The organism is Rhizobium sp. NFACC06-2 (assembly GCF_900101425.1).
GTDB lineage: Bacteria > Pseudomonadota > Alphaproteobacteria > Rhizobiales > Rhizobiaceae > Agrobacterium > Agrobacterium leguminum.
Window position 1 is genome coordinate 19877 of record NZ_FMVA01000022.1, and the last position, 23886, is coordinate 43762.

The 23886-nt window shown below is 61.4% G+C and carries 17 protein-coding genes; 11 read left to right on the forward strand and 6 right to left on the reverse strand.

Features of this window, described 5'->3' with window-relative positions; translation table 11 throughout:
- Positions 1-230: 230 nt before the first annotated feature.
- Positions 231-1133, forward strand: a complete 903-nt coding sequence (locus tag F3H58_RS24745) for a hypothetical protein (RefSeq protein WP_188129066.1) — start codon at positions 231-233, stop codon at positions 1131-1133.
- A gap of 52 nt (positions 1134-1185) precedes the next feature.
- Here the strand turns inward: F3H58_RS24745 and F3H58_RS24750 are convergent, their stop codons facing one another.
- The 6 genes from F3H58_RS24750 to F3H58_RS24780 form a co-directional block, all read right to left on the reverse strand.
- Positions 1186-2925 (reverse strand): patatin-like phospholipase family protein, encoded by a 1740-nt coding sequence (locus F3H58_RS24750; RefSeq protein ID WP_149744125.1) that lies wholly within the window; start codon positions 2923-2925, stop codon positions 1186-1188.
- A 298-nt stretch (positions 2926-3223) separates the two neighbouring features.
- The gene (lysS, locus tag F3H58_RS24755; protein ID WP_149744126.1) at positions 3224-4723 is read right to left on the reverse strand and encodes a lysine--tRNA ligase; all 1500 of its coding nucleotides are present in this window, start codon (positions 4721-4723) and stop codon (positions 3224-3226) included.
- A 250-nt stretch (positions 4724-4973) separates the two neighbouring features.
- Positions 4974-6431 carry a glutamate--tRNA ligase gene (gltX, locus tag F3H58_RS24765; RefSeq protein WP_149744127.1) on the reverse strand — a complete coding sequence of 486 codons (1458 nt, stop codon included), beginning with the start codon at positions 6429-6431 and terminating at the stop codon, positions 4974-4976.
- Positions 6432-6643: 212 nt separating this feature from the next.
- Complete coding sequence (locus F3H58_RS24770; RefSeq protein ID WP_149744128.1) at positions 6644-8416, reverse strand: SLC13 family permease; 1773 nt, start codon at positions 8414-8416, stop codon at positions 6644-6646.
- Positions 8417-8658: 242 nt separating this feature from the next.
- Positions 8659-9417 carry a TerC family protein gene (locus F3H58_RS24775; protein ID WP_020812142.1) on the reverse strand — a complete coding sequence of 253 codons (759 nt, stop codon included), beginning with the start codon at positions 9415-9417 and terminating at the stop codon, positions 8659-8661.
- Between the two features lie 163 nt (positions 9418-9580).
- The gene (locus tag F3H58_RS24780) at positions 9581-10267 is read right to left on the reverse strand and encodes a TetR/AcrR family transcriptional regulator (protein ID WP_065656355.1); all 687 of its coding nucleotides are present in this window, start codon (positions 10265-10267) and stop codon (positions 9581-9583) included.
- A gap of 160 nt (positions 10268-10427) precedes the next feature.
- Here F3H58_RS24780 and F3H58_RS24785 point away from each other — a divergent pair, with 160 nt between their 5' ends.
- The 10 genes from F3H58_RS24785 to F3H58_RS24840 all read left to right on the forward strand — a co-directional run bounded on the left by F3H58_RS24785 (position 10428) and on the right by F3H58_RS24840 (position 23780).
- A complete protein-coding gene (locus tag F3H58_RS24785) occupies positions 10428-11642 on the forward strand; it encodes an HlyD family secretion protein (RefSeq protein WP_142845219.1) in 1215 nt (404 codons plus the stop codon).
- A gap of 34 nt (positions 11643-11676) precedes the next feature.
- Entirely contained in the window at positions 11677-13260 is a 1584-nt protein-coding gene (locus F3H58_RS24790; protein ID WP_003520997.1) for a DHA2 family efflux MFS transporter permease subunit, read from the forward strand.
- A gap of 342 nt (positions 13261-13602) precedes the next feature.
- Positions 13603-14625, forward strand: coding sequence for a LacI family DNA-binding transcriptional regulator (locus F3H58_RS24795; protein WP_149744129.1), 1023 nt, complete (start codon positions 13603-13605; stop codon positions 14623-14625).
- Between the two features lie 104 nt (positions 14626-14729).
- Positions 14730-16184, forward strand: a complete 1455-nt coding sequence (gene xylB, locus F3H58_RS24800; protein WP_149744146.1) for a xylulokinase — start codon at positions 14730-14732, stop codon at positions 16182-16184.
- Between the two features lie 237 nt (positions 16185-16421).
- Positions 16422-17732 (forward strand): xylose isomerase, encoded by a 1311-nt coding sequence (xylA, locus tag F3H58_RS24810; protein ID WP_149744130.1) that lies wholly within the window; start codon positions 16422-16424, stop codon positions 17730-17732.
- Positions 17733-18458: 726 nt separating this feature from the next.
- Positions 18459-19838: a GH1 family beta-glucosidase gene (locus F3H58_RS24820; RefSeq protein WP_149744131.1), complete on the forward strand. Its 1380-nt coding sequence runs from the start codon at positions 18459-18461 to the stop codon at positions 19836-19838.
- A 368-nt stretch (positions 19839-20206) separates the two neighbouring features.
- A complete protein-coding gene (locus F3H58_RS24825) occupies positions 20207-20836 on the forward strand; it encodes an NAD(P)H-dependent oxidoreductase (RefSeq protein ID WP_149744132.1) in 630 nt (209 codons plus the stop codon).
- A 432-nt stretch (positions 20837-21268) separates the two neighbouring features.
- On the forward strand, positions 21269-22309 hold the full coding sequence (locus tag F3H58_RS24830) for a methionine ABC transporter ATP-binding protein (RefSeq protein ID WP_149744133.1): 1041 nt from the start codon (positions 21269-21271) through the stop codon (positions 22307-22309).
- Entirely contained in the window at positions 22299-22967 is a 669-nt protein-coding gene (locus tag F3H58_RS24835; RefSeq protein WP_004433403.1) for a methionine ABC transporter permease, read from the forward strand. Before F3H58_RS24830 ends, F3H58_RS24835 begins: the two co-directional genes overlap by 11 nt.
- Positions 22968-23000: 33 nt before the next feature.
- Positions 23001-23780, forward strand: coding sequence for a MetQ/NlpA family ABC transporter substrate-binding protein (locus F3H58_RS24840; protein ID WP_004433407.1), 780 nt, complete (start codon positions 23001-23003; stop codon positions 23778-23780).
- The last annotated feature ends 106 nt before the right edge of the window (positions 23781-23886 follow it).

Below are 23886 nucleotides of genomic sequence, written 5' to 3' on the forward strand. Positions count from 1 at the left end.
CAAATTAGTGCATTTCGCAAATGTCCGAAAATGGTGCGTTTTTGCCGGTGTTGCACCGGCGGGATTAAACTTTTTTCAATGAGAAAGCGGCACTATCGCAAGGCTCGGACAGCGTGGTCCGGAGCTTGTCCCGCGTGTGTTCCTCATCCTTCGAGCCACGTTTTGGGGTGAGGGCGTAAGACGGGGTACTTGATGTCAGGATGTTGCGGGTGAAAGCTGTATTCGGACGAATGCGGTTTTCGCGCAAGCTCGTTATGTTTGGAGGCGGGATCCTGCTTTTGGCGGGTGCGACCGGCTCTGCTGCCGTGTTTATCGGCAGCGAGCGGCTGCTCGGCCCATCCTATGCCTCCACCAACGGGCTTTCCTGCGACGCGGTCCAGACGGTCAATATCCGCAAGAACGGTTCCCTATGGATCCGCAAATTCATTCGCACCCAGGGCGGTGACGGCACAGAGCGGCTGAAGACTGCGCTTCGTGTCGCAAGGGCGGTTTACGACAAGCAGAAACCCGATCTGGTTCAGGTCTCCGTGCTCGACAAGAACGGTCCGCAGCTGCGCTCGGAAATGCGTGGCCGTGCCATTGCCGCACAGGTGGTTTTCATTCCCGATCCGGCAAAAATTCCCGAAGGCGCGGATGCCCATCGTTATTCGGCCTTTTATTACGATGGCGCCGCCAATGCCAGCGGCCAGTTTTACGGCCTGCGCATCGATCTGCCGCTGGAAGATGCCGAGGCGCTGGCGGCAGGCCTCAGCGATTCGGCCGATTGTGCGACCCCGGCTCTGGATGCCGGTTCTGAAGGCCATGAAGGAAAACCCGCGAAAACTGCGACGGGACACGGCGAAACCAAAGATGACGGCGCGGGCGGCCACGGCGGCGCGCCGGCGGAAGCCAACGAAGGCGGGGCTGCCCATGGCGAAACCCCGTCTCCCGAAGCGCATGGCGAACCGGCTGCCGACGAACTTCTGACCTCGACGCCGGAAGCCGATGGCGGCAGCATCTTCAGCCTGTCCTATCTGAAATCGCTGATCTTCGGCAAAGGCTCGACGACCGCACAGGCGGCGGAAGAAAAGCCGGCTGCCGAAAATGCGCCGGCGGAAGAACCCGGTGCGGAGAAAAAGGCCGCGAGCCACTAAGCGGGCGAGGGCGGTTTCTCCCCGAACCCTTCCGGGGCTCGCATCTGACGTGTCAGATATCCGGCCCGATCCGCAGGCGGCCAGCCGGATTTGGAAATTTCTTCCGTTTGTTGACGATTTCCGGAGAGAAACTCTGCGACAGGGCGGCAAAGGCGGCAATGCGGGCGATCAGCTTTTCCCGATCGCCCTTTGTCACGGCTTCGTAGCTCTCGATCTCGTCGATATAACCCGTCAGCCAGTCTCGATATTTGCCTTCGTTCCACAGCCGCTCAGTCGCAAACACCGTGTCTTCCAGCCGATCATAGGCAACGAGCGTCCGTCGCCAGCGATGCTCGTCGAAATCCAGCGCGCCGTTGGCGAAGAGCGACCCGACCTCGAGGCCGTAGCTCATCAGCTTCGCAGAACGTTCCGGCGGCATGGTGAGGTTCAGCCCGCCTTCCTCTTCGTTGAGGAAAACGCGGGCGATGCGCTCTCTCTGGCCCGGCATGGTGGCGAGCGACTGATCCTGCCAGTCCTTCGCCGAGCTGAGGATGCTGCCGAGAAAGCCGCTCATTTTTTCCATCTTGTGAACGGGCACGCCGATCCCTTCGCCGGCCGCCTGCGGGATCGTGACGCGCTTACCGCTGCTGGCGATAGATTTCGGCAATTCATCGAGGCTAAGCGCGAAAGTGGGGCGCGACGGAAGCAGGGCATCGAAAAGATGAATGGGGAAGTTGCTGCTGATGCCGCCATCGGAGAACCAGATTTTCGCCTTCATGACGGGCCGCGCTTTGCCGCCGAGACGCTGCACGATATCCAGCGTGCCACGATCGTTGGTATAGGCCGGAATGGCCTTGAACAGCACCGGGAAGCTCAGGCTCATGCGCGTTGCGATGATGACCGGCAACTGGGCGGGCTCTGGAAAAGCCTTGAGTTCGGGAAAGGGGCCGCCCGGCGTTGCGATCTGCTTCAGCCAGTTCATCACGGCCGCGGGAAAGAGCTGGCTCCATTCCGTCGGGTCGTAAGCCACCATGAGACTGGTGGTCGGAAGCGTGTGCGGCCGCCGCATCGACAGGTTCGTCGTCACCATCTTCAGGTTTATGACCGGCTTCTCCGGCTCCGCGCCGATGAGATCGCCGAAGGTCAGCGGTGGCGCGGTTGCTGCCTCGCTGCCGAAAGCGATGTCCTGGATCGATGCATGAAGCCATTCCGTGAGGCCCGGAACCTCGGCATCGGAAACCGTCAGTCCCGAGCAGAAACCGAAGCCGTCTCTTGGCAACCGGTAGAAAACCAGCCACAGGATCTGGCCGAGGATGCCGGCCAGCATTCCCACCAATCCGCCGAGAACCGACCCGGCCCAACCGCCGCCCAGAACCCACAGGGCGCCGGCGCCGATGACAATGCCAACTATGGCTGCCAGCGGAAAAGCCAGGAGCAAGCCCAAAACCTTGCCCGGCCAGCCGCCGGCCTGCGCCCACAGCAGGTAACGCATCAGCGGGCGAAAACGGCGCTGCGGCTGGAAAAGCCGGTCCAGAATAGTAGGTATCGTGTCGCAATGAGTCTGCAGGCGGGTGAAACCATCCGGATCGTTTCTGACCGTGCGGGAATATTCCGCCGCCGCCGCAAAGGCGGCGGCAATCGCCCCGGCCGATGTGCCGCCTATCGAGCGGAAGCGATACCGGCGCGCCAGTTCCAGAACCGCGTAGGGATAAACGACGCCGGAGGTGATGCCGCCTTTCATCACCACGTCGCATTCCTTTTCAGGTGCGGCGAACATATCGGGCCGGTATTTGGGAAGCTCATTCTCGGGCATGCGTATCTCCCCCGACGGCCCTTGATCGAAAGCCGTCAAACACAATGCGAATGATGGGGAATGGGTATCACAAGTTGAGGCGATATCGCCAGTATATTCTACTGAAAGTTAAATAAACTGACGCGATCCGTTCGCTGAAAGCCGGATAATTACTTGCGGGCGTCTATGTATGGAGGGGAAACCCGGCAGGGCGAAACCTCGCCACACTCTCCGACGTCAAGAAAACACGCCCCTTCGCCACCAGCGAGAAAGTTGGGGCGCGGAAGGCGGCCGTGAGGCCGCCCCGGGTTTCGTCCGATCAGTCCGCCTTGTTGCGGCGGGCGGGGAAGAGGATGACGTCGCGGATCGACGGGGCGTTGGTGAGCAGCATGATCAGGCGGTCGACGCCGATGCCGAGGCCGCCGGCGGGCGGCATGCCCTGGTCGATGGCGTCGAGGAATTCGTCGTCCAGCTGCTTGTCCTTTTCGCCGCGGGCGTGCGCCTGTTCCAGCTGTTCCACCATGCGGCGGCGCTGTTCTTCCGGATCGTTGAGTTCGGAGAAGGCGTTGCCCACTTCCCAGGCGTTGCAATAGCTTTCGAAACGCTCGACGAGGCGCGGTTCACCCGGCACTTCCTTGGCGAAGGGCGAGATGTCCTTCGGGAAATGCGTGACGTGGCTCGGCTGGATAAGTGTGGCTTCCACCTTCTCCTCGAAGATAAAGGCAAGGCATTCGCCCCAGGTCCAATCCTTCTCCACCGCAAAGCCTGCGGCCTTGGCAGCGGCGCGGGCTTCTTCGTCGGTCATGATGGCCAGAAAGTCGATACCGGTTGCTTCCTTCACCGCCTCAGGCATCGGCACGCGCTTGAACGGGCCCTTGAAGGAAATCGTCTGGCCCTGGAATTCAACCTCGGTCGTGCCGTGAAGGGCAATCGCCAGCGTCTCGAACAGCCGCTCCACGAGACCCATGATGTCCTCGTAGTCGGCATAGGCCCAGTAGCACTCCATCATGGTGAATTCAGGATTGTGCCTTGTGGAAACGCCTTCGTTGCGGAAGTTGCGGTTGATTTCGAACACCTTGTCAGTGAGGCCCGAAACCAGCGTGCGCTTCAGGAACAGTTCCGGCGCGATGCGCAGATACATGTCCATCTTCAGCGTGTTGTGGAAGGTCTTGAACGGATCGGCCGTCGCGCCGCCATAGATAGTTTGCAGCATCGGCGTTTCTACCTCGAGGAAGCCTTCGGCCTCCATGAAACGGCGAATGCCGGAGAGGATCTTCGAGCGCTGCAGGAAGCGCAGCTTGGATTCTTCGTTGGAGAGAATGTCGAGGTGGCGCTTGCGGTAACGCAGCTCGATGTCGGAGACGCCGTGCCACTTCTCCGGCATCGGCAGCAGCGACTTCGTCAGCATGATGATTTCTTCGGCGTTGATCGTCAGCTCGCCGCGCTTGGTGCGGCGCACCTTGCCGGTCACGCCGATGATGTCGCCGATATCGATCATCGGCAAAAGGTTGCGCGCCGCTTCCGGCGTCGTATCCTTGTGGGAGAAGATCTGCACCTTGCCGGAGGCGTCATGGATATCCATGAACATGCCGGAATTGCGCGAGGAATAAACGCGGCCGGCCACCGTCACCGTATCGCCGGTTTCGACGTCGGCTTCGATGTCGGCGTATTTTTCCGCGAGTTCCGCATTGCTCATCGTGCGGTGGAAATGCGCCGGATAGACATCGCCGATCTGCTCGCGCAGCAGCGCAAGTTTCTGGCGGCGCACTTCGGTGGCGTCGGAGGAGAGGGCGGTGGTTTCGGTCGTCTTGTCGTTCATCGTATTCGCCTTCAGCGGCCTTGTTCGTTGCGGTTACCCTGTGCGCTCCGGGCTTACCCCCCTTTGTCCTGCCGGACATCTCCCCCTCAAGGGGGGAGATCAGATGCCGCGCCCGCCCGTTCCATGGGCAAGGTTTCAGCCGCTTGTCGATCTCCCCCCTTGAGGGGGAGATGCCCGGCAGGGCAGAGGGGGGTACCCCAAGCATAGGGGTATATTTTAGTGTGCTGCCGTCACCGCCAGCACGTCATCATCAGCTTCCGCTGCCAACCATCGTGGCCACAACGGCAATCGCCATCTTCAACCGCTGGCGCACCACGGAGCGGCCAAGCAGCGCCATCGAGTCAAACAGCGGCAGCGAGCGCGAGGAACCGGACATGGCGACGAAAAGCGGCGGCGTGACGACGCGCAGCTTCTTGCCAGTGCGTTCGGCTACATCGCGCAGCTCCGCCTCGATCGCTTCCACATTCCAGTCCGGCATTTTTTCGAGGTCTGCGGCAACCGTGGTGAGGATTTCGTGGATTTCTTCCGGTTTGCTTTTAAGCCCGGCGAAGGAAGTGGGCGTCAGGCCGACATCGCTCGCCAGCAGGAAGCCGGCGAGGTTCGGCAATTCGCCGAGTCTTGAAATGCGGCTCTGGGCAAGCTTCAGGCCTTCGGTCAGGCGGGCATTTTCCATCGCCCATTCCAGGGTGCGGGAAATGAACTCCTCCGGCGACAGCTTTTCGCGCAGCCAGCGGCCGTTCAGCCAGTCCAGCTTCTGGATGTCGAAGATCGCGCCGGCCTTGGACAGCGCTTCCGGGTCGAACTTCGCCGCCAGCTCGTCCATGGTCAGAAGCTCTTCGCCCTCGGCGATCTGGATGAAGAACAGACCGAGGAAGTTCATCAGCGCTTCCGGCAGGTAACCGAGCGCGGAATAATAGGAGATCGAGGTCGGGTTCTTGCGCTTGGAAAGCTTGGACTTGTCGGCGTTGCGCATCAGGGAAAGATGCATGAACACCGGCTCCTGCCAGCCGAAATAACGGTAAAGCAGGATGTGCTTGGGCACCGAAGCCAGCCATTCTTCGCCGCGCGCCACATGGGTGATCTTCATCAGATGGTCGTCGATGACGTTGGCCATGTGATAGGTCGGCATGCCGTCGGCCTTGATCAGCACCTGCATGTCGACGGAATCCCACGGTATCGAGACATCGCCATAAACGCCGTCATGGAAATCGCACGAGCCTTCGGTCGGGATTTTCATGCGCACGACGTTGGGCTCGCCGGCGGCAACGCGGGCGGTGACTTCCTCGGCCTTCAGGTTGAGGCAGTGGCCATCATATTTCGGCGGCTTTCCGGCGGCGCGCTGGGCCTCGCGCATCTGCTCCAGCCGCTCGGGCGTGCAGAAACAGCGGAAGGCATGGCCTTTTTCCAGAAGCTCTTCGGCATAGGGCCAATACATGGCCTTGCGCTCGGACTGGCGGTAGGGACCGTAAGGGCCGCCGACATCCGGGCCTTCCGACCAGGTCAGCCCGGTCCAGCGCAGCGCTTCCAGCACCTTCTGCTCATATTCGAGGGTCGAGCGGGTGGCGTCGGTATCCTCGATGCGCAGGATGAACTCGCCGCCATGTTTCTTGGCGAAGAGATAGTTGAACAGCGCGATATAGGCGGTGCCGACATGCGGCTCGCCGGTGGGGGAAGGTGCGATGCGGACGCGAACGCCGGAAGTGGTCATGAAATTCACTCGTCGTGACGTGGCAGTGACATCGGGGCGGTTTCACCCTTCTGTCACGATGTTTTCGTTTGGATGCGGCAGGAAATCATGTTGGAAGACGCAATGAAAGCGCCTTTTGCACATTCCCGTTCGGCTTCGGCTTAGGCCATATTCTGCCGCAGGCGTCAAGGAAATACGAAGCCCGCGCTGGTTCAGCGTCCCAGCTGAGAGCCCTAGTTCACTGGCCAGACGTAAAGCAGCATGGGAATGCTGGCGATGACGATCATGATCGACAGCGGCAGGCCAAGGCGCGGATAGTCGCTGAAGCGATAACCGCCGGGGCCCATAACCAGCGTATTGCACTGGTGGCCGATGGGGGTGAGGAAATCGCAGCCGGCGCCGATTGCCACCGCCATCAGAAAGGCCTCCGGCCGGAAACCGAGCGTCGTGGCAAAACCGGCGGCGATGGGGGCCATGACCAGCACGGTGGCGGCATTGTTGAGGAACGGCGTCACCGCCATGGCGGTGAGCAGGATCATGCCGAGCGCCGCAAAGGGGGGCAGGCCCTGCGCGGCATGACCGAGCCATGCGGCGATCAGTTCGCTCGCCCCGCTGGTGCGCAGGCTGTCGCTGACGGGAATGAGGGCGGCGAGCATGACGAGGATCGGCCCGTCGATGGATTTATAGACCTCGGTGAGCGGGATAGCGCCGACCACGATCATCATGAAGGCGGCGGCAAAAAAGGCGACGGAGACCGGCACCAGCCCGCTGCCGGCGGCGATCATGGCGGCGGCGAGCACGATGACGGGCAGAAGCGCGCGGCGCTGCACGCCCAGCAGGATTTCCCGCTGCGCCAGCGGCAAGAGCGAAAATTCCTGCAATACCTGCGGCAGGTTCTTGCGGCTGCCCTGCAAAAGAATGACGTCGCCCGCCTGCAATGTCAGCTCGGAGAGCCGCTGGCTGACGCGCTGGCCGCGACGGCTGACGGCGATCAGATTGACGCCACGCGTATAGGAGAGCGAAAGCTCACGCGCGGAAATGCCGCTCAGCACCGATTCATTGCTGATCACCGCTTCCATGGAGATGAGATCGGCGGTTTTCTGGCCGTTTTCCATCAGCGGCTTGCCGGAAAGCAGAAGCTTCGCCTGCGAGACGATGCGGTCCAGCCCCTCCGGGCTGCCTTCGAGGAGAATCGTGTCGCCCGCCTTCAGCGTCACGTCGGGGAAGGGGGAGATGCGCCGCGGCCCGCGCAGGATGGTGCTGGCGATCACATCGCCGTCGGCCTGTTTCAGCAATTCGCGCAGCGGCTTCTCCGCATAGGTGCTGTCGGCGGGCAGGGTGGCTTCGGCGGTATAGGCGGACTGGTCGAGAATATCCTCCACCGATGCCTGCTGGCGGTTGCGCACCGGCAGCAGCCGGTAACCGAAGGTCAGGAAGATGATGCCGATGACGGTGAGGCCGGCTCCGACGGGCGTGAAGTCGAACATCGAAAAACTCTGCCCGGTCATTTCCTCGCGCAGCCGCGAGACGACAATGTTGGGCGAGGTGCCGATCTGCGTCATCAGCCCGCCGAGCAGGGCAGCGAAGGCCATGGGCATCAGATAATAGGAGACCGGGCTGCCGGATTTGCGGGCGAACTGGAAGGCGACCGGCATCATGATGGCGAGCGCGCCGATATTCTTGATGAAGGCGGACATCACGGCGACGACGATCATCAGGAAGGCGAGCTGCAGGCTCTTGGAATGCATTTCAGGGAAATATTTCTTGATCGTCATATCGACGATACCCGACCGCGCCACCGCCGAACTGACCACCAGCGCACTGCCGACGATGATGACGATATCGTCCGAAAAACCGGAAAAAGCTTTTTCGAAAGGCACGACGCCGAGCGCGACGGCCACAAGCAGCGCACTGCAGGCGACGACATCGTAACGCAGCCTGTCCCAGATGAACGCGACCATCATGCCGGCGACGACGGTGAAGGCGAGAATCTGGTCTGTCGTCATGCTGGCTTATGCTTTCGAAGGAGAGTCGGCGGGAATGACTCTATCGATGAGGATATCGAAGAACGCAAGCCGGGGTGAAGCGGTTCCGGGCTGGATGTCATTCCTATCTCTTCGTCATGCCGGCCGTGAGCGGGCATCCAACCGACGCGGCCTCACGCGGCGAGAAGAGCTTTTTTCAGCCCAAGGACTTGGGCTGAAAAGATGCCGGATTTAGTCCGGCACTCCTACAGAAGGACGTGCGGTCAATGCGCCTCTTCCGCACTCGCCTTCTTCCGACGCCTCGCATTGCGGGCCAGCATGTTGAGCAGTTCCACCAGCGCCGAGAACGCCATGGCGGCATAGACGTAGCCCTTCGGAACATGGAAGCCCATGCCTTCGGCGATCAGCGTCGTGCCGATCATCATCAGGAAGGCGAGCGCCAGCATGACGATGGTGGGGTTGCGCTCGATGAAGTTGGCGAGCGGCGTTGCGGCCAGCAGCATGACGGTGACGGCCACGATGACCGCGACGATCATGATCGGCAGATGCGGCGTCATGCCGACGGCGGTGATGATGCTGTCCACCGAAAAGACGAGGTCGAGCAGCAGGATCTGGCCGATGGCGGCGCCGAAATTCATGCCCACGGGGCCGCCCACCATGTCTTCCTTGTGGTCTTCCGGGTCGACATTGTGGTGGATTTCCTTGGTGGCCTTCCACATCAGGAAAAGACCGCCGGCGATCAGGATCATGTCCTTCCACGAGAAGGCGTGGCCGAAGAGTTCGAAGACCGGCGTGGTGAGCTGCACGATCCATGCGACGGTGCCGAGCAGGCCGAGGCGCATGACGAGCGCAAGGCCTATACCGATCTTGCGGGCTTTTTCGCGCTGTTCGGGCGGCAGCTTGTTGGTGAGGATGGAGATGAAGATCAGGTTGTCGATGCCGAGCACGACCTCCATGACGATCAGCGTGACGAGCGCCACCCAGGCGGCGGGGTCAGATAGAAGAGGGAGAATGGACTCCATCAGGTATGTTTTCCTTTCAGCAACAAGGCCAGCCGATATATTCGGTGGGTGGAATTTATAGCGCAATACGCGAGAAACAAGGAGTTGATGGCTCCGGGGCGCAAGATTTCATCGAAATTTCGCGCAGGCCGCGTATTGGCGTTCACGCCGTTGCTGAATGATCTCAGGCCTTGTCTGTTCCGTAAGCCGCCATGAATACGTTGATGGCGCTGCTGATAACCCGGTCCAGTTCCTCGTCGGGAACCGGGCCTTCCAGTTCGCCGAACAGCCGCAGCTTGAAGAAGGTGCCGGTGGAAAGCTCGATATATTGCCGGGCGGCCAGCTCAGGATCGTCCACTTTCAGATGGCCGATCTCGACCTGATGTTCGATGAAGTCCAGGAGCACGGTGCGCACATTGTTCGGAGCCGAAAGGAAAAAGCGCTGCGCCAGTTTTGGCATGCGATCGATGACGCCGAGCACCGAACGCATGGCAGGGATCATGTCCGAACAGATCATCTTGTTGGCAAAGGCCTTGCCGAACTGCTCCAGCCCCTCGCGCACCTCCTCGGTGCCCTCGAGAATATGGCGCATGGAGGTGGCGAATTCGTTGCGGTGATGGTCGACGAGCGCAACGAACAAATCTTCCTTGTTGGAGAAATAGACGTAGATCGTGCCTTTGGAAACGCCGGCTTCGCGCGTGATGTCGTTCATGCTGGCCGCGTCGAAGCCCTTGCGCTTGAACACACGCCAGGCGCCCGCCAGAATCTGCTCGCGCTTGGCCGGGTCTTCACCCGCCGCAAAACGCCCGGCGGCATTGCCCGGACAGCCCGTTTCCGTTTCCGTCTCCATATCCCTGTCTTCACCTGCCATCGCTACCGTCTCTTAGCATCGCAATGGCGTAAAAAAAATTAACCGAACGTCGAACCAATCGGTTCGATAACACTTGATATGTGTCAGGAAAGAGATTATGTCAATCGAACCGAACGGTTCAGTTCGAAAAACTTTCTTCAATTTATCACGGTAAGCTCCCATGTCGGCCCAGAAGAATAATGCGGTTCGCGCCGTCAACGATGCGGAAGAGGCGGATATCTCCGCCAAGGCCGAGACCTCTCCGGCAAAGCCGGCCGAGGCCGCGCCGCCGCAGCAGCCCCAGACCATTGCGGCGCCGAAGCAGAAGAAGCGTTCCAAGCTTCTGCCGGTCATCGCGGTTGCCCTTCTCGCCGGCGCCGGCTGGTACGGTTACAACTGGTGGGTCGACGGCCGCTTCATGGTGTCGACGGACGACGCCTATATAGAAGGCGATATCGCCGTCATCGCACCGAAGGTTTCGGGCTATGTCGCCAAGGTGAACGTGGTCGAGAACCAGGAAGTCAAGGCGGGCGATCCGCTGGTGACGCTGGACGACGGCGATTATCGCATCGCGCTCGATCAGGCCGAAGCCCAGATCCGCACCGAGCAACTGTCGCTGAAGCGCATCGATGCGCAGATCGTCGGCGGCGAAGCTTCGCTGGAACAGGCCGTCGCCCAGAAGGGTGCGCTGGATGCCGCCCTTCGCGGTGCCGAAATCACCCAGAAGCGCGCCAGTGAACTGCAGGCGAAGGATGTCGGCACGGTTGCCGCTTCCGACAATGCGCAGGTCGCGCTCGATCAGGCCAAGGCGAATGTCGTGGCCGGCGATGCCGCCATCTCGTCGGCCAAGGCCAATGTAGAACTCCTGCGCGCCCAGCGAGAGGAAGCCGAAAGCACGATCCGTTCGCTGCAGCTTTCCCGCGACAAGGCCGCCCGCGATCTGTCCTTCACGGTTCTGAAGGCGCCCTATGACGGCGTCATCGGCAATCTGGCGGTTCAGAACGGCGATCTGGTGTCTGTCGGCAAGCGTCTGGCTTCTCTGGTGCCGATGAACGAGCTTTATATCGACGCCAATTTCAAGGAAACGCAGCTTGCCCGCGTCGTGCCCGGTTCGAAGGTGCGGGTGCATGTCGACGCCTTTGATGACGCGACGATCGAGGGCACGGTGCAGTCGATTTCGCCCGGCTCGGGCTCGGTCTTCTCCATGCTGCCGCCGGAAAATGCGACCGGCAACTTCACCAAGGTCATCCAGCGCGTGCCGGTTCGTATCGTTTTCTCCAGGGAAGACCTTGCAAAGCACAATCTGCGCGCCGGCCTCAGCGTCGTTGTCGATGTCGATACCCGCACGGCGCCGGAAGGCACCAGAACGGCGCAAGTTAACCCGGAAGCCAAGTAAGGCGCATCGCTGATGCGCCGTTGAGGTCAAGATCATGGCGGCTACGGTTGTCGGTACGGGCGGGGCGTCCATCCCCGCCGATCCCCCGATGGACAGGCGCAGGCTCATCGCATTCTTTGCGATGGTCTTCGGCATGTTCATGTCCATCCTCGACATTCAGATCGTCTCCGCGTCGCTCGCGGAAATCCAGGCGGGTCTCGGCGCGGGTTCCGATGAGATCGCCTGGGTGCAGACCTCCTATCTGATCGCCGAAGTCATCATGATCCCGCTGTCGGGTACGCTGGCGCGCATTCTCTCCACGCGCGTGCTCTTCGCCACCTGCGCGGCCGGTTTCACCATATCGAGCGCGCTCTGCGCCACAGCCACCAATATCGACCAGATGATCGTCTACCGCGCGATCCAGGGCTTTATCGGCGGCGGCATGATCCCCTCCGTCTTTGCCGCCGCCTTCACGATATTCCCGCCCTCGAAGCGTTCGGTCGTGTCACCGATCATCGGTCTCGTCGCCACGCTTGCGCCCACCATCGGCCCGACGGTCGGCGGTTATCTCTCCAATGCCTTTTCCTGGCACTGGCTGTTCCTTGTCAACATTATCCCCGGCATCATCGTCACTATCCTCACCTGGAGCCTGATCGATTTCGACAAGCCGGAAAAGTCGCTCTGGAAGAAGTTCGACTGGTGGGGGCTGATCTCCATGGCCGTCTTCCTCGGCTCGCTGGAATATGTGCTTGAAGAGGGCAACAACAAGGACTGGTTCAACGACGAGCATATCGTCATGGGAACGGTCGCCATGGTCATTGGCGCGGTCGTGTTCTTCTGGCGCGCCTTCAAGGTGGAATTCCCTGTCGTCGATATCCGCGCCTTCGCCGACCGCAATTTCTCCATCGGCTCGCTTTTCTCCTTCGTCATGGGCATCGGGCTATACGGGCTGACCTATCTTTACCCGCTCTATCTCGGTCGTGTGCGCGGTTACGATGCGCTGATGATCGGCGAGACCATGTTCGTCTCCGGTCTTGCCATGTTCTTCACCGCGCCGATTGCCGGCAAAGTCTCCACCAAGCTCGATCCGCGGGCGATGATGGCGATTGGCTTCATCAGCTTCGGCTGCGGCACATGGATCATGACGCATGTGACGACCGACTGGGATTTCTACGAGCTGCTGATCCCGCAGATCCTGCGCGGTTTCGGCCTGATGATGTGCATGGTGCCGATCAACAACATCGCGCTCGGCACCCTGCCGCCGGCCCGCATCCGCAATGCGTCCGGCCTGTTCAACCTCACCCGTAACCTCGGCGGCGCGGTCGGTCTTGCCATCATCAACACCATGTTGTCGCAGCGCACGGACGACCATTATGTGCGGCTGGCCGAACATGTGAGCTATTCCAACCCGCAGGCGCTGGAATGGCTGAACAGTGTCGGCGCCAACTACGATTCCTACGGGCTGGACGGCGCGTCCGTCGCCGTCAAGAAACTGGTTGGCATGGTCTCGCAGCAGGCATGGATATTGGCCTTCGCGGATGTGTTCTTCGCGCTGACGCTGTTGTTCTCGAGCCTGATCTTCATGACCGTGCTGATCCAGAAACCCAAGGCAGCGCCGCCGCCAGACGCGGCGCACTAACAAGAATCCCCTCCCATCCACCGCAGAGCTGGGGCCGTCGGAAATGACGGCCCCTTTTTTGTTTTGAATATGGAGCGAGCGGGGGGCGGCATATTTCTTCTCCCCGCCGGGGAGAAGTCCGCGGCAGCGGGATGAGGGGGCGAGGGTAGAGATATTCGGAGAGCTTGCCCCCTCATCCGACCCTTCGGGCCACCTTCTCCCCCTCGGGGAGAAGAAACGCGCGGCACCGTTTCGCGAAGAGCCACCAACCCGACACCGGCTTTCCGCGAAATATGAGGTACGTACATCATTTTTCAGTTTACCTCGACTGCAAAGCTGGATATGCAAGGGGAGGGAGGAGCCATGAAGCCGACAGTTCACGATATCGCCGAGCGGGCGGGCGTCAGTCTCGCCACCATCGACCGGGTGCTGAATATGCGCCCCGGCGTGCATGCGGCAACGCGGGCACGGGTGGAGGCGGCCATTGCCGAGCTTGGTTATGTGCGCGATATCGCGGCCGCCAATCTGGCCAAGGGCCGCAATTATGCGCTGGTCTTCATCCTGCCGGGCAATGACAATTCCTTCATGGCAACGTTGCGCGCCGAAGTGCGGGCCGCAGCGGCACGGGCGCATCTGGAGCGCACGGCGATCCGCGTCATCGAGGTGCCGCCCTTCAATGCCTCCGCGCTGACGGAGGCTCTGGAAGTCGCGCGGCGGGAAAAGGCCTCGGGCGTCGCCTTCGTCGCCACCGATTCCGAAGATGTGGCGGAAGCCGCCGACCGGTTGGCCGAAGACGGCATCGCCACGGTGACGCTGGTGTCCGATCTTTCCGGTTCGCGGCGGGATCATTATGCCGGCGTGGACAACGTCGCGGCCGGGCGCACGGCGGCGAGCCTGATGGGACGTTTTCTCTCCGGGCGCGGCGGCGATGTCGCGGTTGTCGCCGGCTCCATGCTGGTACGGGACCATCGCGAACGTCTGGAAGGATTTCGCGCCGTCATCGAATCCGAGTTTCCGCAATTGCGGCTGCTGCCGGTGCTGGAGGGCAGGGACGATCCGCTCACCGTCGAGACGCTGGTGCGCACGGCGCTCGGCAATGCCGCGCTGTCAGGCATCTACAGCCTCGGCGCGGGCAATCGCGGCCTCATCCGCGCGCTTGGCGCGGCAGAGGGCGAAAGAGCGCTTTCGGTGATCGCCCATGAACTGACGGAAAACACCGCCAATGCGCTGCGGGAAGGGCTGCTGGATGCCGTGCTCAACCAGGATGCCGGCCACGAGGTGCGCAGCGCCATCCGCGTGTTGAAGGCGCGGGCCGACGGTCTGCCCGTCATCGCCGCGCAGGAACGTATCCGTATCGACATATTCCTCAGGGACAATCTTCCCTGATGAGAGCATTTCCAGGAAAAGTGGCCGCCGGTTTCCCGGCCGGAATGCGGTGACTTTTAAAAAACGCTGAAAGCGGCGCATGGCGCGCCGGAATGGAGAAATACATGTATCTCGGTCTCGATCTTGGCACATCCGGCGTCAAAGCCCTGCTGATGGACGGCGATCAGAAAATCATCGGCTCGGCCAACGGCTCGCTGGACGTTTCGCGCCCGCATCACGGCTGGTCGGAACAGGATCCGGCGGATTGGATTGCCGCGACAAAAACCGCTGTCGTTGGCCTGAAGCAGAAGTTTCCGAAAGAGCTTGCGGCCGTGAAAGGCATCGGCCTTTCCGGCCAGATGCACGGCGCCACACTTGTCGACGCCGATGGCAAGGTGCTGCGCCCCTGCATCCTGTGGAACGACACACGCTCGCACGCCGAGGCCGCAGCGCTGGATGCCGATCCGCGCTTCCGCAAGATCACTGGCAATATCGTCTTCCCCGGCTTCACCGCGCCGAAGCTTGCCTGGGTGGCGAAGAACGAACCCGAGATATTTGCGAAGGTCGCCAAGGTGCTGCTGCCGAAGGATTATCTGCGTCTTTGGCTGACCGGCGAATATATCTCGGAAATGTCCGATTCCGCCGGCACCTCCTGGCTGGATACCGGCGCGCGCAAATGGTCTTCCGAGTTGCTTGCCGCGACGGGGCTCGATGAAAAACACATGCCGTCGCTGGTGGAAGGCACGAATGAGGCGGGCGTTCTGCGCGCCGAACTGGCATCTGAATGGGGCATTACCGGCCGCACCGTCGTTGCCGGTGGGGCGGGCGACAATGCGGCTTCCGCCTGCGGCATGGGCACGGTGAAGGAAGGCCACGCTTTCGTGTCGCTCGGCACATCCGGCGTTCTTTTTGCGGCCAATGCATCTTACCTGCCGAAGCCGGAAAGCGCCGTGCATGCCTTCTGCCATGCGCTGCCCAATACCTGGCACCAGATGGGCGTCATACTCTCCGCCACCGATGCGCTGAACTGGTATTCGCGCCTCACCGGCCAATCCGCCGCCGATCTGACCGGCGAGCTGGGCGAGACGCTGCTTGCGCCGACCGGTGTCACCTTCGCGCCCTATCTCTCTGGCGAGCGCACCCCGCACAACGACGCCGCCATTCGCGGCTCTTTCATCGGCCTTTCGCATGAAAGCGACCGCAAGGCGCTGACCCAGGCGGTGCTGGAAGGCGTGACTTTCGCGATCCGTGACAATCTCGAAGCGCTGAAGTCGGCCGGCACGTCCATTTCCCGCGTCACCGCCATCGGCGGCGGCTCGCGCTCGGCCTATTGGCTGGCCTCCATCGCCACCTCGCTCGGCGTGCCCGTCGATATTCCGGCCGAGGGAGATTTCGGCGCCGCCTTCGGCGCGGCCCGCCTCGGCCTCATCGCCGCGACCGGGACCGATCCGGTGGCGGTCTGCGCGCAGCCGGAAACGGCGCGGACCATCGAGCCGGTGGCGGCACTGGCCGGCGCCTATGAGGAGGCTTACCGGCGCTATCATGCGCTTTATCCGGCTATTCGGGCGCTTTCGCATTGAGACACGGCGTGTGCGGCTTCACCCCCCTCTGCCCTGCCGGGCATCTCCCCCTCAAGGGGGGAGATCGGCAGGGCGCTAACCCTCGCTCCACCCTCAGCCTTGCATGAGGACGAGACCTAACCGCGAGTCGATCTCCCCCCTTGAGGGGGAGATGTCCGGCAGGACAGAGGGGGGTGAGCAGCAAACGCCGGCCTTGAAATTTCAGAACACCATCTAAACCCACCAAGGAGGATCACCATGAGCACAGGTTTCTTCGGCGATATTGCCAAGATCAAATATGAAGGCCCCGACAGCACCAACCCGCTGGCCTTCCGTCATTACAACCCCGATGAGATCGTCGCCGGCAAGCGCATGGAAGATCACCTGCGTTTTGCGGTGGCCTATTGGCACACCTTCACCTGGCCGGGCGGCGACCCCTTCGGCGGCCAGACCTTCCTGCGCCCATGGTTCGAAGATACGATGCAGGCGGCGAAACTGAAGGCGGACGTGGCTTTCGAATTCTTCTCGCTGCTCGGTTCGCCGTTCTACTGCTTCCACGACGCCGATGTGCGCCCGGAAGGCCGGAACTTTGCGGAGAATACCAAGAACCTCAACGAGATCGTTGATTATTTTGCCCAAAAGCAGGCCGATACCGGCGTGAAGCTTCTTTGGGGCACGGCGAACCTCTTCTCCAACCGCCGCTTCATGTCGGGTGCTGCCACCAATCCGGACCCGGATGTTTTCGCCTTCTCCGCCGCGACCGTGAAGACCTGCATGGACGCCACCCAGAAGCTCGGCGGTGCGAACTATGTTCTGTGGGGAGGCCGCGAAGGTTACGAGACCCTGCTCAACACCGATCTGTCGCGTGAACTCGACCAGCTCGGCCGCTTCCTCAATCTGGTGGTGGAATATAAATACAAGATCGGCTTCGAAGGCACGATCCTGATCGAGCCCAAGCCGCAGGAGCCGACCAAGCACCAGTATGACTACGACGTCGCCACCGTTTACGCCTTCCTGCAGAAGAACGGTCTGGAAAAGGAAGTGAAGGTCAATATCGAGCAGGGCCATGCCATTCTCGCCGGCCACTCCTTCGAGCATGAGTTGGCCATGGCCAATGCCTTCGGCATTTTCGGCTCCATCGACATGAACCGCAACGACTACCAGTCCGGCTGGGATACCGACCAGTTCCCCAACAACGTGCCGGAAATGGCGCTGGCCTATTACCATGTTCTCGCCGGCGGCGGTTTCAAGAACGGCGGCACCAACTTCGATTCCAAGCTGCGCCGCCAGTCGCTCGATCCGCAGGACCTGCTGATCGGCCATATCGGCGGCATGGATTGCTGCGCCCGCGGCCTGAAGGCGGCGGCGAAGATGATCGAGGACGGCGCGCTGTCGAAGCCGCTTGCGGAGCGTTACGCCAAATGGGATTCGCCTGAAGCCCAGAAGATGCTGCGCGGCGAGCTGAAGCTGGAAGAGATTGCCGCCCTGGTGGAGCGCGAGGATATCAATCCCGAGCCGAAGTCCGGCCGTCAGGAATATCTCGAAAACGTGGTCAATCGTTACGTTTGACGCGGTGGAAGGGGCGGCGGCAGCGTCGCCCCCTCATCGCCTCGCTTCGCTCCGGCACTTCTCCCCGGCGGGGAGAAGAACAAGCTTCCTGCTCCTTGCTACATGCCGGGGGCGCGGCATATTTCTTCTCCCCGCCGGGGAGAAGGTGGCCCGAAGGGCCGGATGAGGGGGCCTGTTCGCCATCAGCACCCCAAGGCGAGGACAACTCCGCGCCACCCCTCCTTCCTTTTCAGTCACTTCCGAAAAAATCCTTCCCCTCCCATCCCCACCCGCCATTTCCGCGGCATCATTCCTCCCGCAACCGGAACGGAAGGGCGATACGCGCGGCGCCTTTCGCGAACCGGAGGCCGGCATCGACAAGCATGGTTCTGGCAAACCGTGTTTCGGAAAGGCATTCCGCCGGGCCAGAGGCGGGAAGGACCGATCCGATAGGTGCCGTGAAAAGGTTGTGACCGATGGGCTGCTCAGGCTGCCCTGATGATGCGGCCCGGTGAATGCAACGACTTCCTCCACCTCCCATCTTCCACCCGCATTCGCCGGGTCGATGCCTTGCGCCGCCGGTAAACCGCTGCGGCGGCACTCCCGCATGCAAAGCGCTTTGGACTTGTTAACTGCGCATCCTGAAACGTTGTAGATTCCTGCCGCCCACGACTGTACCTGCCGGCCGACATGGTCTAAACCGCTGCTGATCTTTTCACGCTCAATGGACAGAGAAGGGCCTCGTAGATGACCGATCCCAAAACGCTAGCCGCCCGTTTCCCCGGCGATTTCCTGTTCGGCGTCGCGACCGCCTCTTTCCAGATCGAAGGCTCCACGAAGGCGGATGGCCGCAAGCCCTCCATCTGGGACGCTTTCTGTAACATGCCGGGCCATGTCTTCGAGCGTCACAATGGCGATATTGCCTGCGATCATTATAATCGCTGGGAGCAGGATCTCGATCTTATCAAGGACATGGGTGTCGAGGCCTATCGTTTCTCCATCGCCTGGCCGCGCATCATTCCGGATGGTTTCGGGCCGATCAACGAGAAGGGGCTGGATTTCTACGACCGCCTCGTCGATGGCTGCAAGGCGCGCGGCATCAAGACCTATGCGACGCTTTACCATTGGGACCTGCCGCTGACGCTGATGGGCGATGGCGGCTGGGCCTCGCGCTCCACGGCCCACGCCTTCCAGCGTTACGCCAAGACCGTGATGGCCCGCCTGGGCGACCGGCTGGATGCGGTGGCGACCTTCAACGAACCCTGGTGCGCGGTGTGGCTGAGCCACCTCTACGGCATTCATGCGCCGGGCGAGCGCAACATGGAGGCAGCCCTTGCCGCCATGCATCACATCAATCTCGCCCATGGTTTCGGCGTGGAAGCCTCCCGTCATGTCGCGCCGAAAGTGCCCGTGGGGCTGGTGCTGAACGCCCATTCCGTCATCCCGGCTTCCGATAGCGACGCCGACCTCAAGGCCGCCGAACGGGCCTTCCAGTTCCACAACGGCGCGTTTTTTGATCCGGTCTTCAAGGGCGAATATCCGGCTGAGATGATGGAAGCGCTGGGAAGCCGCATGCCGGTGGTGGAGGCGGAAGACCTTGCCATCATCAGCCAGAAGCTAGACTGGTGGGGGCTGAATTATTACACGCCGATGCGCGTTGCCGACGATGCGACACCGGGCGCGGAATTCCCCGCCACGACACCGGCCCCGGCCATCAGCGATGTGAAGACCGATATCGGCTGGGAGGTCTATGCCCCGGCGCTCCAGTCGCTGGTGGAAACGCTCTACAAGCGTTACGACCTGCCGGAATGCTACATCACCGAAAACGGCGCCTGCTATAATATGGGCGTCGAAAACGGCGAGGTGAACGACCAGCCGCGTCTCGACTATTACGCCGAACATCTCGGCATCGTCGCCGATCTCATCCGCGACGGTTATCCGATGCGCGGTTATTTCGCCTGGAGCCTGATGGATAATTTCGAATGGGCCGAGGGCTATCGCATGCGCTTCGGGCTGGTGCATGTGGATTATGACACTCAGGTGCGCACGCTGAAGAACAGCGGCAAATGGTATAGCGCGCTGGCTTCGGGCTTTCCGAAGGGGAACCATGGTCTGGTGAAGCCGTAACGGCCACCTCCCTCATCCCTGTGCTCGTCACAGGGATCCAGCCAGCCCAAGTCCTTGGGCTGAAAAGAGTCTTTCCGCCACGCAGACGCGTGTCGGCTGGATTCCTGTGACAAGCACAGGAATGAGGGTTGGGGGACGGCCGTGCATGAACTTTACGCGCCGCATCCGGTAGCAGGCGACGTGTCAGCGCCCGCCGCAATAAAGTTCTCCCACCTTATTATCAGTTTTCCAAACTTTTTTATCGGTTACCCGGCGGTGCCTGCTTGCGCCCGCCATCCTGCCCCCTATCTCAGACGGGCTACGAAGGCGTAGCACCCGTTCTGGCGTCCAAGGGGCAGGGCGGGCTGATCCTCCCAGGGAAAACGAACATGCTTATCGAAAAACTCAACTGGCGTTATGCCACCAAGAAAATGGATCCTTCCAAGGCTGTGTCGGAAGACAAGGTCGAGCGCATTGTCGAGGCGGCGCGGCTTGCGCCCACCTCCAGCGGTCTTCAGCCCTTCGAGGTGATCGTCGTCACCGATCCTGAAGTGCGCGCTAAAATCCGCGAGATCGCCTGGAACCAGGCGCAGGTGACCGACGGTTCGCATCTGCTGGTCTTTGCGGCATGGGACAATTACACCGAAGAGCGGATCAACCACATGTTCGATCTGGTCAACGAAGAACGCGGCATCAAGAATGAAGGCTGGGAAGCCTATCGCCAGATGCTGCTTTCCACCTATCCGCAGCGCAAGCAGCAGGTGAATTTCGAACACGCCGCCCGTCAGGCCTATATCGGCTTCGGCATGGCCGTGGCGCAGGCCGCTTTCGAGGGCGTGGATTCCACTCCGATGGAAGGCTTCGACCCGGCGAAGCTCGATGAAATCCTCGGCCTGCGTGAAAAGGGCCTGCGCTCCGTCACCATCCTGCCGCTCGGTTATCGCCAGCCGGAAGGCGACTGGCTGGTGAACCTGAAGAAGGTGCGCCGCCCGGCCGATGAATTCGTCAGCCGCGTCTGATTTCGCCCAATCGCGAAAGCTAAAGCATTTCCAGGAAAAGTGGAATCCGGTTTTCCGTCCGGAAATGCGGCACACAAAAACGCTCCAGACTGCCGCAGGGCCGCCTACGCGGCTTTGTGGTAGATTTTTCCTCTCTTTTCAGATAATTGAAAAAACATCCCTGTTAAAAGGTGGCGTGTGCGGGCAAGTATGCGCCATCGAATTGCCGATCCCCGGCATTTCTGAGTGAAAGCCTGACGAAATGACCCGGAAAATCAGCTGTCATCGAATGTGCCAGAAGGCTGCATGAAGAGAGCGGTTCAGCACCGCAACAGGATTTTTTGAGACCCGATCCGTCACGCATTCCCAGAGTTTACAATGAGTTTTCCATCCAGCGCGGCATCCCCCGCGCGCCAAGAACAGGCGGTCCCTGAAGGGTCGGCAAAGGAGCCTATGGTCACGTTTGAAGGCGTGACCAAGACCTTTGGCGGCGCCGACGGCAAGCCCGGTTTCGCAGCCCTTGCCGGTATCGACTACGTCGTGCCGAAAGGCTCCATCACCGGCATCATCGGCCGCTCCGGTGCGGGCAAATCCACGCTCATCCGCCTCGCCAACGGCCTTGAAAAGCCCTCGACCGGCCGCGTGGTCGTCGATGGCGTCGATGTCGCCGCGCTCGATGAAAAGAGCCTGCGCACGCTGCGCCGTTCCGTCGGCATGATCTTCCAGCACTTCAATCTGTTGTCCTCGCGCACCGCTTTCGACAATGTGGCCCTGCCGCTCGAAATCGCCGGCATGGGCAAGAAGGAGATCGAAACCCGCGTTGCGCCGCTGCTCGATCTCGTCGGGCTTTCGGACAAGGCCAATCGTTATCCGGCGGAACTCTCCGGCGGCCAGAAACAGCGTGTCGGCATTGCCCGTGCGCTCGCCACCCAGCCGAAGCTGCTCCTTTCCGACGAGGCGACATCGGCGCTCGATCCGGAAACGACGCAATCCATTCTCGAACTGCTGAAGCGCATCAATGCCGAGCTGGGGCTCACGGTGCTGCTCATCACCCACGAGATGGAGGTGGTGAAGACCATCGCCTCGCAGGTGGCGGTCATCGACAGGGGCCTGATCGTGGAAGAAGGCACGACCTTCGACATCTTCACCGCGCCGAAACACGAGACGACCCGCAGCCTGCTGTCGTCCTCGGTCGGCGTGAAGCTGCCGCATTGGGTCACTTCGGGCCTGAAACCGCAGGCGGCGGAAGGCGACCGCGTTCTGGTGCGTCTGGTGTTCTTCGGCGAGACGGCCTTCCAGCCGCTGACGGCGCGCCTCGTCGCCGAAATCGGCCCTGATGTGAACATTCTTGCCGGCACCATCGAGGAAATTTCCGGCCAGCCCTTCGGCTCGCTGGTCGTCTCCTATCCGGCCTCGGCGGATGTCACCGCCCGCGCCAATCGCTTTTATGCTGAGACCGGTCTTCACACGGAGGTGCTCGGTTATGTCGCCTGATATGCTGTTCAGCCTTCTCTCCAAGGGCCTGTTGCAGACGCTGCACATGGTCGCCGTCGCCGGCATCGTCGGCTCGCTGATCGGCGTGCCCATGGGTGTTTTCCTTGCCACCAGCGGCAAGGGCGAGCTGTTTCCGGCGCCGATGACCAACCGGATCCTCGGCCTCGTCGTGAATGCCGCGCGCTCCACGCCCTTCATCATTCTGGTGGTGGCGATCATTCCCTTCACCCGCCTCGTCGCCGGCACCTCCATCGGCACCAGCGCGGCCATCGTGCCGCTGACGGTCGCAACCGTGCCCTTCATCGCAAGGCTGGTGGAAGCGGCGATCCGCGAGGTGGACAAGGGGCTCATCGAAGCCGCCCGTGCCATGGGTGCGACACCGCTGCAGATCGTGACCAAGGTGCTTCTGGCCGAAGCCAAGCCCGGCATCACGCTGGCGCTCACCCTCACACTGGTCAGCCTCATCGGTTATTCGGCCATGGTCGGCGCGGTCGGCGGCGGCGGGCTGGGCGATCTCGGCATCCGCTACGGTTACCAGCGCTTCATGCCGGATGTGATGCTGGTCGTGGTTCTGGTGCTCATCGTGCTGGTGCAGCTGGTGCAGAGCGCCGGCGACAGGCTGGCGCGCAGCTTCGACAAGCGGACCCGGAAGAATTAACTGCGTTTATAATAACAACCCAAGGAGACACCCATGAAGAAACTCATTCTCGCGGCTTCGCTCGCCGCTCTCTTCACCGCCGGTCAGGCGCTGGCCGAGACCATCAAGATCGGCGTAACCCCCGCCGAGCACGCGCAGATCATGGAGCAGGTGAAGAAGATTGCGGCCGCCAAGGGTCTCGATATCGATATCGTCGAATTCTCCGACTATGTCGTGCCGAACCAGGCGCTGGCAGATGGCGAGCTGCAGGCCAACTCCTTCCAGCACCAGCCTTACCTCGACAACCAGATCGCTGACCGCAAGTTCGATCTCGTCAGCGTCGGCACCACCATCACCACACCGATGGGCGTTTATTCGAAGAAGGTGAAGAACCTCGACGAGCTGAAGGACGGCGCAACCGTCGGCATTCCGAACGACCCGACCAATGGCGGCCGTGCGCTGCTGGTTCTCGCCTCCAAGGGCGTGCTGAAGGTGAAGGAAGAAGCCGGCCTGAAGGTAACGCCTGCCGACATCACCGAAAACCCGAAGAACATCCAGATCGTCGAACTGGACGCCGCCCAGCTGCCGCGCTCGCTTGACGACACCGACGCTTCGGTCATCAACACCAACTATGCCACGGCTGCCGGCCTGAACCCGAAGAAGGACGCCATCGCCATCGAAAGCGAAAAGTCCCCTTACGCGAACGTCATCGCGGTTCGTGCGCAGGACAAGGACAAGCCGTGGGTGAAGACGCTGGTCGAATCCTACCAGAGCCCGGAAGTGAAGGCCTTCATTCTGGAAAAGTACAACGGCACGGTCATCCCGTCCTGGTAAGCCGCTCCAGCATTGGATCAGACCGGGATTTAAGGCGAAAACCGCTTACACTTTTCGCCATCCCGGTCAAAAAAATCACGACCTCTCCCGTTCGCGGGGGAGGTTT